Below are 15088 nucleotides of genomic sequence, written 5' to 3'. Positions count from 1 at the left end.
GGACCGTCACCAAGCCAAAACGAGGTCAGCAAGAGTGCGTGAGTACAGTGTCCCCGCCCGCTTTTCCATCGGCGAGCACGACAATATCGCGGCCATGGTCTTCGAACACGAGCGCGAGGACCCCAGCTTCGTCATCTTCCGGCGTCAGGTCGACGGCGTGTGGACCGACGTCACCTGCGCGGAGGTCGCCGAACAGGTGCGCTCCGCGGCGCTCGGCCTGATCGCACTCGGGGTGCAGGCCGGCGACCGGGTGTCGATCTTCTCGGCCACCCGCTACGAGTGGGCGATCATCGACCTGGCGATCCTGTCCGTCGGCGCGGTCACCGTACCGATCTACGAGACCTCGTCGGCCGAGCAGGTGCGCTGGGTGCTGCAGGACTCCGAGGCGGTGTTGGCCTTCGCCGAAACCGACGCCCACGCCGCGATGGTCACCGAACTCACCACCGAGCTGCCCGCCCTGCGCCGGGTGCTGCACATCGACGGCTCGGGCCCCAAGGCGCTCGATCAGCTCGCCGAGGCCGGGGCGTCGGTCGAACCCGCCGAACTCACCGCCCGCCAGGAGGCGCTGCGCTCCGCCGACCCGGCGACGCTCATCTACACCTCGGGAACCACCGGACGCCCCAAGGGCTGCCAGCTCACCCATTCCAACCTGCTGTACGAGACCCGGGGCGCCAAGGAATGCCTGCCCACGCTGCTCGACGAGGGGCAGCGGCTGCTGATCTTCCTGCCGCTGGCCCATGTGCTGGCGCGTTCGCTGACGCTGTCGGCGTTCGCCAACAAGGTGACCGTCGGGTTCACCAGCGACATCAAGAATCTGCTGCCGATGTTCGCCGTGTTCAAGCCGACGGTGGTGGTGTCGGTGCCGCGGGTGTTCGAAAAGGTCTACAACACCGCCGAGCAGAACGCGGTCAACGACGGCAAGGGGCGGATCTTCGCGGCCGCCGTGCAAACCGCGGTCGACTGGAGCCAGGCCCAGGACCGCGGACGGGCGGGGCTGGTGCTGCGCGCCAAGCACGCGCTGTTCGACCGGCTGGTGTACCACAAGCTGCGCGCCGCGCTGGGCGGCGAATGCCACGCGTCGGTTTCGGGCGGCGCCCCGCTCGGCGCGCGGCTGGGCCATTTCTACCGGGGCGTCGGCCTGACCATCCACGAGGGCTACGGCCTGACGGAGACCAGCTCGGCCATCACCGTCAACCAGGTCGGCAACGTCAGGATCGGCACGGTCGGAACGTTGTTGCCGGGCAACAGCATGCGCATCGCCGAGGACGGTGAGCTGCTGGTGCGCGGCGGCGTGGTGTTCAGCGGCTACTGGCACAACCAGCAGGCCACCGACGACGCGTTCACCGACGGCTGGTTCAAGACCGGTGATCTCGGAGCGCTCGACGAGGACGGCTTCCTGAAGATCACCGGTCGCAAGAAGGAGATCATCGTGACCGCGGGCGGCAAGAACGTCGCCCCGGCCGTGCTCGAGGACCAGCTGCGGGGGCACGCGCTGATCAGCCAGGCCATGGTGGTGGGCGACGCCAAGCCGTTCATCGGCGCGCTGATCACCATCGACCCGGAGGCGTTCGTCGCCTGGAAGGAACGCAACCACAAGGCGGCCGGCGCTTCGGTGGCCGACCTGGCCACCGACCCGGACCTGGTCGCCGAGGTGGACGCGGCGGTCAAGCACGCCAACCAGGCGGTGTCGCACGCCGAGTCGATCCGCAAGTTCCGCATCTTGCCGGTGGACTTCACCGAGGACACCGGTGAGCTGACGCCGACGATGAAGGTCAAGCGCAACGTGGTCGCCGAGAAGTTCGCCTCCGACATCGACTCGATCTACGAGAAGGAGTAGCGGCCGGCCTCAGCGGCCCGCATCGTCGCCGCGCAGGATATCGGCCAGCCGGGCGGCCAGCGTGTCCCACCGCCACTGGGCCATCACCCACTCGCGACCGGCGGCGCCCATGGCCGCGGCCCGGTCGGGGTCGCCGAGCAACTCGGCGACGGCGCCGCCGACCGCCGTCAGCGAGCGCCCGTCGACCACCAATCCAGTCTTGTTGTGCTGCACGGCTTCCGGGGCGCCGCCGGAGTCGCCGGCGATCACCGGCTTGCCGGTCGCGGACGCCTCGAGGAACACGATGCCCAAGCCCTCGAGGTCCATGCCGGCGCCGCGGGTGCGGCACGGCATCGCGAAGACGTCGGCCAGCGCATGGTGTGCGGGCAGTTCGGCGGCCGGCACGCCCCCGGTGAACGTCACGTGCTCGGCCACCCCGCAGTCGCGGGCCAGCTTGCGCAGCGATTCCAGGTAGGGACCGCCGCCGACGATGACCAGGGCGGCGCCGTCGACGCGTTGCCGGATCGACGGCAGGGCCTTGATCAGCATGTCCTGGCCCTTGCGCGGGACCAGTCGGGACACGCACACGACCGTGGGCCGCGCACCCAGCCCATACCGGTCGCGCAGCTCGGCGCCGGCCGCCGGGTCGGGCCGGAACCGGTCGGTGTTCACCCCGGGCGGCAGGTATTCCAGCGAGGCGTGGGGGCCGAAGGCCGGCGCGAACCGCCCCCGGGTGTAGCGGCTGACGAACGTCACGACGTCGGTGGTATCGCCGATGCGGCGCAGCACCGACCGGGCGACCGGAAGCATCGACCACCCCACCTCGTGGCCGTGCGTGCTGGCCACGACGCGGCCGGCCCCCGCCTGGCGGGCGCGCTGGGCCAGCAGCGCCAGCGGTGCGGCCGCGCCGAACCAGACGGTGTCGATGTCGTGTTCGGCGATCAGCCGGCGCATCCGGGCGTCCACCGCCGGGCCGGGCAGCATCAGGGTGCCCGGATGCCGGACCACCCGATAACCGGCCGCCGCGGCCGCCTCGTCGAACGCGTCGGCGCCCTTCCATTGCGGCGCGTACACCGTGACCGAATGCAACCGGGCGTCGACCAGCCGGCCGACGAAGTCGCTCAAGTAGGACTGGATCCCGCCCGGCCGGGGCGGAAAGTCGTTGGTTACCAGCAGGACCCGACTCACTGCGTCAGGCTAGCCTGGCGGTGTACCGGGCCCGCCGCAGGGCGTCCGTCACCCCGAGTGGGCCAGCCACTGGTGCCAGCGCACGAGCAGGCCGGGCGAATCGGTGGCCAGGACGTCGTGGACGGCGGAGGCCACGTCGGTGTGCCCCGGACCGCAGGCGGCCAGATACAGGTCGTGCAGCTTGGCCGTCCCGTAGGTGTCCGCGACGAAGCGCGCGAACCACCACGCGCGGTCGTAGGCCAGCGAGCGCTGCGGCCCCGGGGCGTCCAGGTCGGCGTCCGAGGGCAGCGTCAGCGGCACCGGCAACGCGTCGGCGGGCACCGGGTTGCGGGGCCGGGCAACGAAATCGGCCACGCCTTCGGTCAGCCATCGGGGCGCGTCGGGGGCGGTGTCCACGCGCGCGGCATAGTGAAAAAGCTCGTGCGTCAACACGATTCGCAGCGCCCCCGCAGTCATGTTGGCCGCGCCGGGCGCGAAGACGATCCGCTGGCCGACGGCCGTCCGGCGCGCGGGATCGACACGGTCGACGACCGTCACGGCCGCGATGTCGGCCCACTGCGCCGCCGGTCCCCCGCCGGCGGCGGCGCGGAACTCCTCGTCCGTGGCGGCCGCGACCACCGAGACCTCGCGCGACCAGTCGATGCCCCAGAACGCCTCGACCGCGTTGATCGCGACTTCGGCGCCGGACGCCACCCGCGACAGCAGCCGGTCACCGGCCTGGCCACCGAGGCCGAGCAGCCGAACTGTGCGGTCGCCGACGACCAGCGACTTCGCCGCGGCGCTGACCTGGCTGCGGACGGGGACGACCAGCTGCGCGGGTCGGGTGGTGCGGTCGAGGGCCGCGTCGAACGGCACGGCCGCCGCCACGATGATCTCGACGACAAACACCCAGGCCAGCAGCAGCCCGAGCCGCCGGCGCCGCGGGCCGGGGCCCCTAGTAACGGCGGGCGTCGTAGATCGGGCCACCTGCGCCCATCGGCACCACCCGCACCGGCTGGCCGTAGGTGGAGGAATGGATCATCATCCCGTCACCGACGTAGATGCCGGTGTGGGACGCGTCCGAATAAAAGGTCAGCACGTCGCCGGGCTGCAGGTCCGACAGGGACACCGGCTGACCGCCGTGCGCCAGCGCCTGGCTGGAGTGCGGCAGCGCGATGCCGGCCTGTTGGAAGGCCCACATCACCAACCCGGAGCAGTCGAACCCGCCGGGAGCGGCGCCACCCCAGACATAGGGCGAACCGACCTGGGTCAGCGCGGCCTGCACCACGGTCGCGCGGTCACCACCGCCGACCCCCCCGCCGAACGGCCCGGGCATTCCGCCGGGAGGCGGCGCCTCACCGGGTGCCTGCCCGGCGGCCGGCGGCGCGCCCGGCGGAGCGGCCTCCGGCGCGGGGGCGCCCGGTGCCGGGAGACCGGCGGGTACGGGGCCGGGATCGGCGAGCGCGGTGCGCTGCTCGGGGGTCAGGGAAACGTATTGCGACTTGACGACCGCGATCTGCACCTGCAGCTGACTTTGCTTGGACTGCAGGCTCGCCCGCACCGCGGCCGCCTGCTCGGCCGCGCTCTTCGCGTCTGCGGCGGACTTGGCGGCCTCCCGCTCGGCCTTGGCGGCCTGCTCGCTGGCGACCCGGAAGTTCTTCATCTGGTCGGCCATCTGCGTCGCCATCTGCCGCTGCATGGCCAGCTTGTCGATCAGGCCTTGCGGCGATCCGGCGGTCAACATGGCCGTCATGCCGTCGACGCGACCGCCCATGTAGGTCGCGGCGGCGAGCTTGTTGACCGCGCCCTGGTAGGAGGCCAAGCGGGCCTTGGCGGCGTCGACGGACGCCTGGGCGTCGTCGTGCTTCTTGTCCGCCGCGCGCTGGGCCACCAATTTTTCGTTCAGGTCGAGCTGCGCGCTGTGCATCGCCTCGGTGGTCTGCTCGGCCTGGCGGGACAACTGGTTGAGCTTGGCCAGCGCGTCGTCGGCCGGGTCGGCCGACGCGTGCGCGGCGAGGACACCCGATAACACTGTGAAGCCCGCTAGCGTCCCGATGGCAGTTCGTGTGAGGACACGCGCAAACGGGTATCTAGAGTCAAGCCTCAAGATTTTGCTTCCTTAAACGGCCATAGACGACCATGCGCCGTCGAGCTGGTTCAGGTCTCAAACAGGTTACGAAACGATATCGACGTTTGTCCAAAGCGAGCGGTTAAGAAATTGGCAAGATTTCTGTCATTATCGTGTGAGCGACGCCGACCCCCTCGTAAGCCTTTGGCACGCAAAGCATCTTAGGCCACGCCCGAATCGCGCTCGCGGCGGATGGGCACCAACCGCAATCGCGGCGCCAGGCCGACATCGGCGAGCACCGCCAACGCCGCGCATTCGTCCGCCAACAAAGTCTCCGGTACCCCGAGTAACACGCTGACTACGCAATCGCGGCAACCCGGCCCGCGGACCGCGCAGTCGTCGCAGTCGATCACCACCGGCGCCCCCGTTTCGGGCACCGTCGCGCCGTTGCTGTCGGGCCTACTGGTTCGTGCCATCGGGATCGATCCTCTCGGTCAGGTGTGGGCGACGTCAGGTCGACCGTCCGAACCGTAACCGCGGCCACCGACAACCCCCCGGCACCGGTCTTTTCCCCGGAAAGACCGCAAACGGGCGGGGGCGGTCCGGCGTGGGAGCCGCCCGGGTGTCGGTGGCCACGCTTACCGTCGCGGCATGGGTGCCGGTGGTGCGACTCAGCTCAGCTTCGCCGACTTGGGGTCGTCCTTCGAAGCTCCCGACGTCTCGCTGCGCGACACCACCTTCGTCGTGGTGGACCTCGAGACCACCGGCGGGCGCACGAAAAGCACCGGCGGCAACGGCCCCGACGCCATCACCGAGATCGGCGCCGTCAAGGTCCGCGGCGGCGTCGTGCTCGGCGAGTTCGCCACGCTCGTCGACCCGCAGCGCAGCATCCCGCCGCAGATCGTGCGGCTGACCGGGATCACCACCGCGATGGTGTCCGACGCCCCCCGGATCGACGCCGTGCTGCCGATGTTCCTCGAGTTCGCCGGCCTGGACCACGGGGCGGTGCTGGTCGCTCACAACGCCGGGTTCGACGTCGGGTTCCTGCGTGCCGCGGCGGCGCGGTGCGACGTGGTGTGGCCGCGCCCGCGGGTGCTGTGCACGGTGCGACTGGCCCGCCGCGTGCTCAGCCGGGAGGAAGCCCCCAGCGTGCGGCTGGCCTCGCTGGCGCGGCTGTTCGCCGTGGCCACCCAGCCCACCCACCGCGCCCTCGACGACGCCCGCGCCACCGTCGACGTGCTGCACGCCCTCATCGAGCGGGTCGGCAACCAGGGCGTGCACACCTACACCGACCTGGGCTCCTACCTGCCGGACGTGACCCCGGCCCAGCGACGCAAGCGGGTCCTCGCCGAGGGCCTGCCCCGGCGGCCGGGCGTCTATCTGTTTCGCGGACCGTCGGGCGAGGTGCTCTACGTCGGCACGGCGGTCGACCTGCGCCGCCGGGTCGGTCAGTACTTCACCGGCGCCGACCCGCGCGGCCGGATGAAGGAAATGGTCAATCTGGCCACCGCGGTCGACCACGTCGAGTGCGCCCACGCGCTGGAGGCCGGCGTCCGCGAGCTGCGGCTGCTGGCCGCGCACGCACCGCCCTACAACCGCCGGTCGAAGTTTCCGCACCGGTGGTGGTGGGTCGCGCTCACCGACGAGGCGTTCCCGCGGCTCGCGGTGGTGCGAGCGCCCCGTCACGACCGCGCGGTCGGTCCGTTCCGCTCGCGCGCCGACGCCGCCGACACCGCCGCGCTGCTGTCGCGCTTCACCGGGCTGAGGACCTGCACGACGCGGCTGGGACGGTCGGTCCTGCACGGCCCGGCCTGCGCCGAGGCGGAGATCTCGCCCTGCCCCGCGGCGCGCGGCGTCATGGCCACGCAGTACGCCGCGGCCGTGGCGCGCGGCGCGGCGCTGATCGACGGGATGGACAACGCCGCCCTGTCGGACGCCGTGGATCAGGTCCTGGCGCTGGCCGAGCGACGGCATTTCGAGAGCGCAGCGCGCCTGCGTGACCGCACCGCCACCGCCGTGGAGATCCTGTGGCGCGGCCAGCGGTTGCGCGCGCTGGCCGCGCTGCCCGAGCTGATCGCGGCCGCATCCGACGGTCAGGGCGGCTACCACCTCGCCGTCGTCCGGCACGGCCAGCTCGCGGCGGCCGGCACCGCGCCGCGAGGGGTGCCCCCGATGCCGGTCGTCGACGCGATCACGGCTGGCGCACAGGCGATTCTGCCTACCGCGGCCCCGTTAGGTGGCGCGCTGGTGGAGGAATCCGCCCTCATCGCGCGCTGGCTGGCCGGCCCGGGGGTGCGCATCGTCCGCGTCGACGACGCCCCCGACGCCGCGGGCTGGGCTTCGCCGGTGCGCTGCGCCGGCGCGTGGGCGGCCTGGGCGGCATCGGCCCGCTCGGCACGACTGGCCTATGACCAAGCGGCGCAATACGATTCAGAGCTGTTGGCCGAACCGCACCCATCGCGCGAGCAGCTGTTCGGCCGCACCGGAGTCGATCGCCGCGCCGGCGCGCTGCAGCCCGTCCTCCCACGCCGGCAACCATTCAGCGCGGCTGGATAGACCGGCGTGGGCGACGAGGGCCCCGGCGGCGTTGAGCACCACGGCGTCCCGGACCGGGCCGTCGGCGCCGGCAAGCACCGCACGCACCTCGGCCGCGTTGGCTTGCGCGTCGCCGCCCAGCAGATCGTCGAGATCGGCTCGGGCGAAACCGAATCCGGCCGGATCGAACGTCAGCTTGTCCACCGTTCCCGCCTGCACTCGCCAGATCGTGCTGGTGGTGGTCGTCGTCAACTCGTCGAGCCCGTCGTCACCGTGCACCACCAAGACGCTCGACCGGCGCGCGGCGAACACCCCCGCCATCACCTCCGCCAGGTCGGCGAACGCGCAGCCGATCAGCCCGGCCCGCGGTCTGGCCGGATTGGTAAGCGGCCCAAGCAGATTGAACACCGTCGGGACACCGATCTCGCGGCGCACCGCCGACGCGTGCCGGTAGGAGGGATGAAACAGCGGCGCGAAGCAGAACCCGATGCCCACTTCGGCCAGGCTGCGCGCGACCTGCTCGGGTTCGAGCTCGATGCGCACCCCGAGCGCCTCCAGCGTGTCGGCACCCCCGGACAACGACGACGCCGCGCGGTTACCGTGTTTGACCACCGGCACGCCCGCGGCCGCGACCACGATCGCCGCCATGGTGGACAGGTTGACGGTGTTGACGCCGTCACCACCCGTCCCGACGATGTCGACGGCGTCGTCGCGCATGGCGGGCATCGGGCGCGCGTGGCTGAGCATCACCTCGGCGAGCTCGCTGACCTCGGCCGAGCTGGGGCCTTTCATCTTCATCGCCACCGCGAACGCGGCGACCTGGGCCGGGCTGGCGTCGCCGGCCATGACCTGTTCCATGGCCCAGGCCGCCTGGCCGCGCGACAGCTCCCGGCGGGCCGTCAACCGGGCCAGCACCTGCGGCCACGACGGCGCCGCCCCGGGGACCGCGGCGGAACCGGCGGGGGGCGAAGCCTCAGATGACGCAGCCACGCGCCGATGGTCCCACGCGGACCGGACCTCCCCCAACCGGCGGCGAAAGCCGCCCGTTCCGGGCCCGGCCGCGACGCGAAAACATCAAATGCCGCCCCGGGTGGAGTTAAACAACTACAAAGCGTCATACTTGCGGATGTGACCAGCGCTGTAGGGACCTCGGGTACTGCAATCACGTCGCGGGTTCATTCGTTGAATCGACCCAACATGGTCAGTGTCGGCACCATCGTCTGGCTCTCGAGCGAGCTGATGTTCTTTGCCGGCCTGTTCGCGATGTATTTCACCGCGCGTGCGCAGTCGGGCGGAAAGTGGCCGCCCCCGCCGACCGAACTGAACCTCTATCAGGCCGTACCGGTGACGCTCGTGCTGATCGCGTCGTCGTTCACCTGCCAGATGGGGGTGTTCGCGGCCGAACGCGGCGATGTCTTCGGGCTACGCCGCTGGTATGTGATCACCTTCCTGATGGGCCTGTTCTTCGTTTGCGGGCAGGGCTACGAGTACTACCACCTGGTGACTCATGGCACCACGATCCACGGCAGCGCCTACGGCAGTGTGTTCTACCTGACGACCGGATTCCACGGGCTGCACGTCACCGGCGGTCTGATCGCCTTCATCTTCTTGCTGGCGCGCACCGGAATGAGCAAGTTCACCCCGGCGCAGGCCACCGCGAGCATCGTCGTCTCCTACTACTGGCATTTCGTCGACATCGTGTGGATCGCGCTGTTCACCGTGATCTATTTCATCCGATGAGCCGACGCTGGACGAACAGGAGTGCTGGGTTGAAGAAACTGGGGTCCATCCGATCCGGTGCGCGGCCCGGACGGTCGCGAAAGGCTGCCAGTGATCGCTCGCGGCGGCGGCTGCGCCGCCGGTTGTCGGGCGGGTTGCTGCTGCTGATCGCGCTGACGATCGCCGGCGGCCTGGCCGCCGTGCTGACTCCGCGCCCGCAGGTGGCCGTCGCCGACGAGTCGTCCTCGGCGCTGCTGCGGACGGGCAAGCAACTGTTCGACACGTCGTGCGTGTCGTGCCACGGCGCCAACCTGCAGGGTGTGGCCGACCGCGGGCCCAGCCTGATCGGCGTCGGCGAGGAGGCCGTCTACTTCCAGGTCTCGACCGGCCGGATGCCGGCGATGACCGGCGAGGCCCAGGCGCCGCGCAAGGAGCCGATCTTCGACGAGGGGCAGATCGACGCGCTGGGCGCGTACGTCCAGGCCAACGGCGGCGGTCCGACCACCGTGCGCAACCCGGACGGCAGCCTGGCCATGAAGTCGCTGCGCGGCGACGACCTGGGCCGCGGCGGGGACCTGTTCCGGCTGAACTGCTCGTCGTGCCACAACTTCACCGGCAAGGGTGGGGCGCTGTCGTCGGGTAAGTACGCGCCGCCCCTCGAACCAGCCAACGAGCAGCAGATCCTGGCGGCGATGCGGACCGGTCCGCAGAACATGCCGAAGTTCTCCGACCGTCAGCTGTCCTTCGAAGCCAAGAAGGACATCATCGGCTACATCAAGGCGGTCACCGAAGAACGCCAGCCCGGCGGCTACGGCCTGGGTGGATTCGGGCCCGCACCCGAGGGCATGGCCGCGTGGATCATCGGGATGGTCGCCGCCATCGGTTTGGCACTGTGGATTGGGGCACGAGCATCATGAGCGAAGACTTTCGCGGCTCTGACACCGACAAGGGCGCCGCGCCGAACGAACCCGACGAGGCGGCTCTGTCCGCCATGTCGCATGACGAGCTCGTCGCGCTGGGCGGCAAACTCGACGGCGTCGAGACGCTCGTCAAGGATCCCCGCTGGCCCGTCGAGGGCACCAAGGCCGAAAAGCGTGCCGAGCGCGGAGTCGCCCTGTGGCTGTTGCTGGGCGGCATCTTCGGGCTGGCGCTGCTGCTGGTGTTCCTGTTCTGGCCGTGGGAGTACAAGCCGAAGGCGGCCGCGGGCAGCCTGTTGTACGACCTGGCCACCCCGCTGTACGGGCTGACCTTCGGGATGTCGATCCTGTCGATCGCCATCGGCACCATCCTGTACCAGAAAAGGTTTATCCCGGAAGAGATTTCGATCCAGGAGCGGCATGACGGCGCCTCCCGGGAGATCGACCGCAAGACGGTCGTGGCCAACCTGACCGACGCCCTGGAAGGCTCGACCGTCCGGCGGCGCAAGGTGATCGGGATGTCGCTGGGGCTGGGCCTCGGCGCGTTCGGTCTGTCGACGTTGGTGGCGTTTGCCGGCGGCCTGATCAAGAACCCGTGGAAGCCGGTGGTGCCCACCGCGAACGGCAAGAAGGCCGTGCTGTGGACGTCCGGTTGGACACCGCGGTATGCGGGCGAGACCATCTTCCTCGCGCGAGCCACGGGCTCCGCGGGGACGTCACCGTTCATCAAGATGCGCCCCGAAGACCTCGACGCCGGCGGCATGGAGACCGTCTTCCCGTGGCGGGAGTCCGACGGTGACGGCACCACCCCGGAATCCCAGGAAAAGCTGCGGGCGATCAACCAGGGCGTGCGCAACCCCGTGATGCTCATCCGGGTCCGGCCGTCGGACATGCCCCGGGTGGTCAAGCGCCAGGGCCAGGAGAGCTTCAACTACGGCGAGTTGTTCGCCTACACCAAGGTCTGCTCGCACCTGGGTTGCCCCGCGTCGCTGTACGAGGAGCAGTCCTACCGAATCTTGTGCCCGTGTCACCAGTCGCAGTTCGACGCCCTGCACTTCGCCAAGCCGATCTTCGGCCCGGCGGCGCGCGCGCTGGCGCAACTGCCCATCACGATCGACACCAACGGGTATCTGGTCGCCAACGGCGACTTCATCGAGCCCGTCGGACCGGCATTCTGGGAAAGGACGACCTCATGAGCCCGAAGCTGAGTCCCCCCAAACCGCCCAAGATCGGCGATGTCCTGGCGCGTCAGGGTGAAGACATCGACACGCGCTATCACCCGTCGGCGGCGGTGCGCCGGCAGCTCAACAAGGTCTTCCCGACCCACTGGTCCTTCCTGCTGGGCGAGATCGCGATGTACAGCTTCATCGTGCTGCTGCTCACCGGCGTCTACCTGACGCTGTTCTTCGACCCGTCCATGGCCGAGGTCACCTACAACGGGGCCTACCAGCCGCTGCGCGGTGTCGACATGTCCAAGGCCTTCGCGTCGACCCTCGACATCTCGTTCGAGGTACGCGGTGGCCTGTTCGTCCGTCAGGTTCACCACTGGGCCGCGCTGATCTTCTCCGCGGCGATCATGGTGCACCTGGCGCGCATCTTCTTCACCGGCGCGTTCCGGCGGCCCCGCGAGGCGAACTGGGTCATCGGTTCGCTGCTGCTGATATTGGCCATGTTCGAGGGCTACTTCGGCTACTCGCTGCCCGACGACCTGTTGTCCGGCATCGGGCTGCGCGCCGCCCTGTCCTCGATCACGTTGGGGATGCCGGTGATCGGCACCTGGCTGCACTGGGCCCTGTTCGGCGGCGACTTCCCTTGCGGCGGTGTGGGTAACGAGTGCGCGACTGCGGGCTACATCATCCCGCGCATGTACGCGCTGCACATTTTGCTGCTGCCCGGGATCATTCTGGCCCTGATCGGCCTGCACCTGGCGATGGTCTGGTTCCAGAAGCACACCCAGTTCCCCGGCCCGGGCCGCACCGAACACAACGTGGTCGGCGTGCGGGTCATGCCGATCTTCGCGGTCAAGTCCGGCGCGTTCTTCGCCGCGATCGTGGGTGTGCTCGGCCTGATGGGTGGCCTGCTACAGATCAACCCCATCTGGAACCTGGGTCCCTACAAGCCATCTCACGTCTCGGCCGGCTCGCAGCCCGACTTCTACATGATGTGGACCGAAGGCCTTGCCCGCATCTGGCCGCCGTGGGAGTTCTACTTCTGGCACCACACCATTCCCGCGGTGGTCTGGGTCGCCATCCTCATGGGCCTGATCTTCGTCCTGCTGATCATCTACCCCTTCCTGGAGAAGCGGTTCAGCGGCGACTACGCCCACCACAATTTGCTGCAACGGCCCCGTGACGCCCCGGTACGCACCGCCATCGGTGCCATGGCGATCGCGTTCTACATGGTGCTGACGCTGAGCGCGATGAACGACATCATCGCGTTCAAGTTCCAGATCTCGCTGAACGCGACGACGTGGATCGGCCGCATCGGGATGGTCGTCCTCCCGCCGATCGTCTACTTCGTCACCTACCGGTGGTGCATTGCGCTGCAGCGCAGCGACCGGGAGGTGCTGGCACACGGGATCGAGACCGGCATCATCAAGCGGCTGCCGCACGGGGCGTACGTCGAGCTGCATCAGCCGCTCGGCCCCGTCGACGACCACGGCCACCCGATCCCGCTCGAGTACCAGGGTGCGGCGCTGCCCAAGCGGATGAACAAGCTGGGCTCGGCCGGTTCACCCGGTAGTGGCAGCTTCCTGTTCGCCGACCCGGTGTCCGAGGATGCGGCCCTGCGGGAGGCGGCGCACGCTTCCGAGCAACGTGCGCTGACCGCGCTGCGCGAGCACCAGGAAAGCGTCGCCGGTTCGACCAACGGGAAGAACGGCGAGCACCACTAGCCTCGTGCTGGTTCGGTGACGCCCGCGCCGCACTGTTGGTGCGCGGCCCGCACGATGGAGCCGGCGGTCAGGAAGGCCGGCTTCATCTGGTCGCGGGCCTCGACCGGCAGGTCGGCCGCGCAGCGCAACACCATCAGGGCGAGCGCGCTGTAGGTCGCGTACGGGATGACGAGCAGGTTGACCCGTGCGTCGCCCCCGACGACGGTCATCACGTGCTGACGCTTTCGTTCCCATCCCGACCAGTTCAGGTCGGGGGGTCGTTGCAGCGGCGGCCAGTTGACGTTGATGGCGCTGACTTCGCCCAGCAAAGGAGTCAGGACGGCGACCAGCTCGGGCAGTTCGTTGGTGATGCGGTCCGCGCGCGGCCACCACGCGCCGTCGATGGCGCGGCCGAGTTCACGGGCCACCGAGAGCCGGACCGGATTGGCGCGGCGGCGGCTGGCAAACGATGCGGTCATCTGGAGACCTGGCGGTCCCAGCCGGCCAGATTCACGACAACCATGGGCGGATCCCTTCACGTCGGCGTCGTTCGCCCCGGCGCGCGCGGGGCGGACGGAGGAATCGCATTGCCCTTGGGTGGCTCGGTGGCGCCCGAGCACCGCTGACAACGAAACGGCTCGGGGTGAACGCTACGCCACGGCACCCCACCGGGGGCGGCCAGGGCGCCGACGACGCCGGCTCAACCCACCCGGCGACCGCGGCGGCGCCCTCGCGGGGCCGACCACCCGACCGTGTTCGTGCACTACAGTTGCGGGGGGCCGACACGGTGAGGATGGGCGCAATGGCGATACAGGACTGGGGCGACGCCCCGGAGATCCATCCGTCGAAGATCCGGGTCGGCGACGTCATCGGCACCTTGCGTCCCACGACGCTGCGTTACACCGTCAAGATGATCAGCGGTCCGCAGACCACTCCCCGGCGCTGGACATTCTTCGGCCGCGACGCCAACGGCACGCAACACACGGGCACCTTCGGCGAGGACGAACTGGTTCGCAGGTACGCCAAGGCGTCGTGACGCGGGCCTACTGCGCGTCGACGGCGCGGCGCAGCTGGCGAACGTGCAGCCACTCGATCACCGGCATCCCGGCGGTGACAACCGCGGCGACGCCGTACGCGATCCAGGACGGGCCGTCGTGGCCCACGGCCATCAGGTAGGTCGCGGTGGAGACCGCGACCAGCGCCAGGCCCATCGCGCCCACCAGCAGCACGGTGCCGCGCAACCAGGCCCGATCGACCGCCTCCCCCGACCGGTCGGAATCGGCCTCCTGGGCCGGCACTTGCGCCCTCGGTTGACGCGCCCATTCGGCCGCGGTGCGCGGCGCCTGGGACATCAGGCGCACCGGGGGCTGGTTGGGCGCCGTCATCCCCCGGGCGGCCGGCTCGGTCTGCGCCATCCGCCGGGCCCGCAACAGCATCGGGATCGCCCCCGCGATGATCAACGCGGACACCACGATCACGGCGTACAGCACCCACGAGGTGGTATGCGTGCCGCCGGCCGCCTTGTGAAAACCCCGCCCCAGGTCCGTCAGGGCAACGGCCGCGGCCACGCTCACGCCCAGCAACACCAGCCAGATGGCGGCGCAGGCACCGATCAGTATGCGGTCGACGACGTCGGGCGAGATGGTGTCGTCGCCCCACCCACGGCGGTACGCCGAATACCTGCTGACCATCAGCAGCTCGTCTGGGGCGCGTCGTTGGTGTTCGCCGACAGGACGGTCCCGTCGCTCGTCGTGATCGAGCAGTTGAGCCGGCTGACCCGGAACAGGCTGGACGCCTCGACGGAGCCCACGTCGGACTGTGAGATCGGCGTGACGGTCATCGACCACGGGATGTACACGTTGTGCTGCGTGCGCCGCCGCCCCGAGGCGTCGACGTAGGTCACCGAGATGATGTCACCGGGCGCCTTGGTGCCGGTCACCGAATAGGTCACCTGGCGCGGCCCCGTCGGGGTGGTCGGCGGGGGCGCGCCAGGT

General features: G+C 70.0%; 14 protein-coding genes and 1 pseudogene. 7 read left to right on the top strand and 8 right to left on the bottom strand.

Translation table 11 applies throughout. The features are described 5' to 3' along the window. The first annotated feature begins 34 nt into the window (after window positions 1-34). A complete protein-coding gene (locus tag AWC03_RS23770) occupies window positions 35-1837 on the top strand; it encodes an AMP-dependent synthetase/ligase (protein ID WP_085243160.1) in 1803 nt (600 codons plus the stop codon). Window positions 1838-1846: 9 nt separating this feature from the next. Here AWC03_RS23770 and pimB read toward each other — a convergent pair whose 3' ends face one another. From pimB to AWC03_RS23750, 4 genes are all read right to left on the bottom strand, one after another. Further along, window positions 1847-3004, bottom strand: coding sequence for a GDP-mannose-dependent alpha-(1-6)-phosphatidylinositol monomannoside mannosyltransferase (pimB, locus tag AWC03_RS23765; RefSeq protein ID WP_085243159.1), 1158 nt, complete (start codon window positions 3002-3004; stop codon window positions 1847-1849). Between the two features lie 48 nt (window positions 3005-3052). After that, window positions 3053-3892, bottom strand: coding sequence for a hypothetical protein (locus AWC03_RS23760; RefSeq protein WP_085243158.1), 840 nt, complete (start codon window positions 3890-3892; stop codon window positions 3053-3055). Window positions 3893-3938: 46 nt separating this feature from the next. Further along, complete coding sequence (ripC, locus tag AWC03_RS23755) at window positions 3939-5090, bottom strand: peptidoglycan hydrolase RipC (RefSeq protein ID WP_085243157.1); 1152 nt, start codon at window positions 5088-5090, stop codon at window positions 3939-3941. A 182-nt stretch (window positions 5091-5272) separates the two neighbouring features. Then, window positions 5273-5527, bottom strand: coding sequence for a hypothetical protein (locus tag AWC03_RS23750; protein ID WP_085243156.1), 255 nt, complete (start codon window positions 5525-5527; stop codon window positions 5273-5275). A gap of 175 nt (window positions 5528-5702) precedes the next feature. On the opposite strand from AWC03_RS23750, the pseudogene AWC03_RS23745 reads away from it, so the two are divergent. After that, window positions 5703-7544: pseudogene (locus AWC03_RS23745) on the top strand (DEDD exonuclease domain-containing protein); the annotation flags it as partial. Here AWC03_RS23745 and trpD read toward each other — a convergent pair. Further along, complete coding sequence (trpD, locus tag AWC03_RS27675; protein ID WP_158089999.1) at window positions 7482-8576, bottom strand: anthranilate phosphoribosyltransferase; 1095 nt, start codon at window positions 8574-8576, stop codon at window positions 7482-7484. The pseudogene AWC03_RS23745 and the gene trpD sit on opposite strands and share 63 nt — an antisense overlap. Before the next feature lie 138 nt (window positions 8577-8714). Between trpD and ctaE the strand changes: the two genes are divergently transcribed. The 4 genes from ctaE to qcrB are packed head-to-tail and all read left to right on the top strand — an operon-like array spanning window position 8715 to window position 13115. Next, window positions 8715-9326 (top strand): aa3-type cytochrome oxidase subunit III, encoded by a 612-nt coding sequence (gene ctaE, locus AWC03_RS23735; protein WP_085243153.1) that lies wholly within the window; start codon window positions 8715-8717, stop codon window positions 9324-9326. 29 nt (window positions 9327-9355) lie between these two features. Beyond that, a complete protein-coding gene (qcrC, locus tag AWC03_RS23730; protein ID WP_085243152.1) occupies window positions 9356-10222 on the top strand; it encodes a cytochrome bc1 complex diheme cytochrome c subunit in 867 nt (288 codons plus the stop codon). Continuing rightward, window positions 10219-11418, top strand: a complete 1200-nt coding sequence (qcrA, locus tag AWC03_RS23725) for a cytochrome bc1 complex Rieske iron-sulfur subunit (protein ID WP_085243151.1) — start codon at window positions 10219-10221, stop codon at window positions 11416-11418. The genes qcrC and qcrA overlap by 4 nt, the downstream gene beginning before the upstream one ends. Beyond that, window positions 11415-13115, top strand: coding sequence for a cytochrome bc1 complex cytochrome b subunit (qcrB, locus tag AWC03_RS23720; RefSeq protein ID WP_085243150.1), 1701 nt, complete (start codon window positions 11415-11417; stop codon window positions 13113-13115). Before qcrA ends, qcrB begins: the two co-directional genes overlap by 4 nt. Here the strand turns inward: qcrB and AWC03_RS23715 are convergent. Continuing rightward, window positions 13112-13573 (bottom strand): DUF5994 family protein, encoded by a 462-nt coding sequence (locus tag AWC03_RS23715; protein ID WP_085243149.1) that lies wholly within the window; start codon window positions 13571-13573, stop codon window positions 13112-13114. The genes qcrB and AWC03_RS23715 overlap by 4 nt on opposite strands. A gap of 323 nt (window positions 13574-13896) precedes the next feature. Between AWC03_RS23715 and AWC03_RS23710 the strand changes: the two genes are divergently transcribed. Beyond that, the gene (locus AWC03_RS23710; RefSeq protein ID WP_085243148.1) at window positions 13897-14130 is read left to right on the top strand and encodes a hypothetical protein; all 234 of its coding nucleotides are present in this window, start codon (window positions 13897-13899) and stop codon (window positions 14128-14130) included. A gap of 7 nt (window positions 14131-14137) precedes the next feature. On the opposite strand, the gene AWC03_RS23705 is transcribed toward AWC03_RS23710, so the two are convergent. Continuing rightward, complete coding sequence (locus AWC03_RS23705; protein ID WP_085243147.1) at window positions 14138-14785, bottom strand: DUF2561 family protein; 648 nt, start codon at window positions 14783-14785, stop codon at window positions 14138-14140. After that, a partial coding sequence (locus AWC03_RS23700) for an MmpS family transport accessory protein (RefSeq protein ID WP_142278501.1) occupies window positions 14785-15088 on the bottom strand: 304 nt, incomplete at its 5' end. The genes AWC03_RS23700 and AWC03_RS23705, both read right to left, overlap by 1 nt.

Source organism: Mycobacterium europaeum, from assembly GCF_002102155.1.
In the GTDB taxonomy this organism is placed as follows: domain Bacteria; phylum Actinomycetota; class Actinomycetes; order Mycobacteriales; family Mycobacteriaceae; genus Mycobacterium; species Mycobacterium europaeum.
The sequence above is the reverse complement of the archived record's forward strand: the minus strand, read 5'-3'. Positions and strand labels throughout refer to the sequence as shown.

Coding starts and splice junctions, on each gene's coding strand:
- AWC03_RS23705 (WP_085243147.1), bottom strand. CDS start 14,785: ATGGTCAGCAGGTATTCGGCGTACCGCCGTGGGTGGGGCGACGACACC.
- AWC03_RS23710 (WP_085243148.1), top strand. CDS start 13,897: ATGGCGATACAGGACTGGGGCGACGCCCCGGAGATCCATCCGTCGAAG.
- AWC03_RS23715 (WP_085243149.1), bottom strand. CDS start 13,573: ATGACCGCATCGTTTGCCAGCCGCCGCCGCGCCAATCCGGTCCGGCTC.
- qcrA (WP_085243151.1), top strand. CDS start 10,219: ATGAGCGAAGACTTTCGCGGCTCTGACACCGACAAGGGCGCCGCGCCG.
- qcrB (WP_085243150.1), top strand. CDS start 11,415: ATGAGCCCGAAGCTGAGTCCCCCCAAACCGCCCAAGATCGGCGATGTC.
- AWC03_RS23750 (WP_085243156.1), bottom strand. CDS start 5,527: ATGGCACGAACCAGTAGGCCCGACAGCAACGGCGCGACGGTGCCCGAA.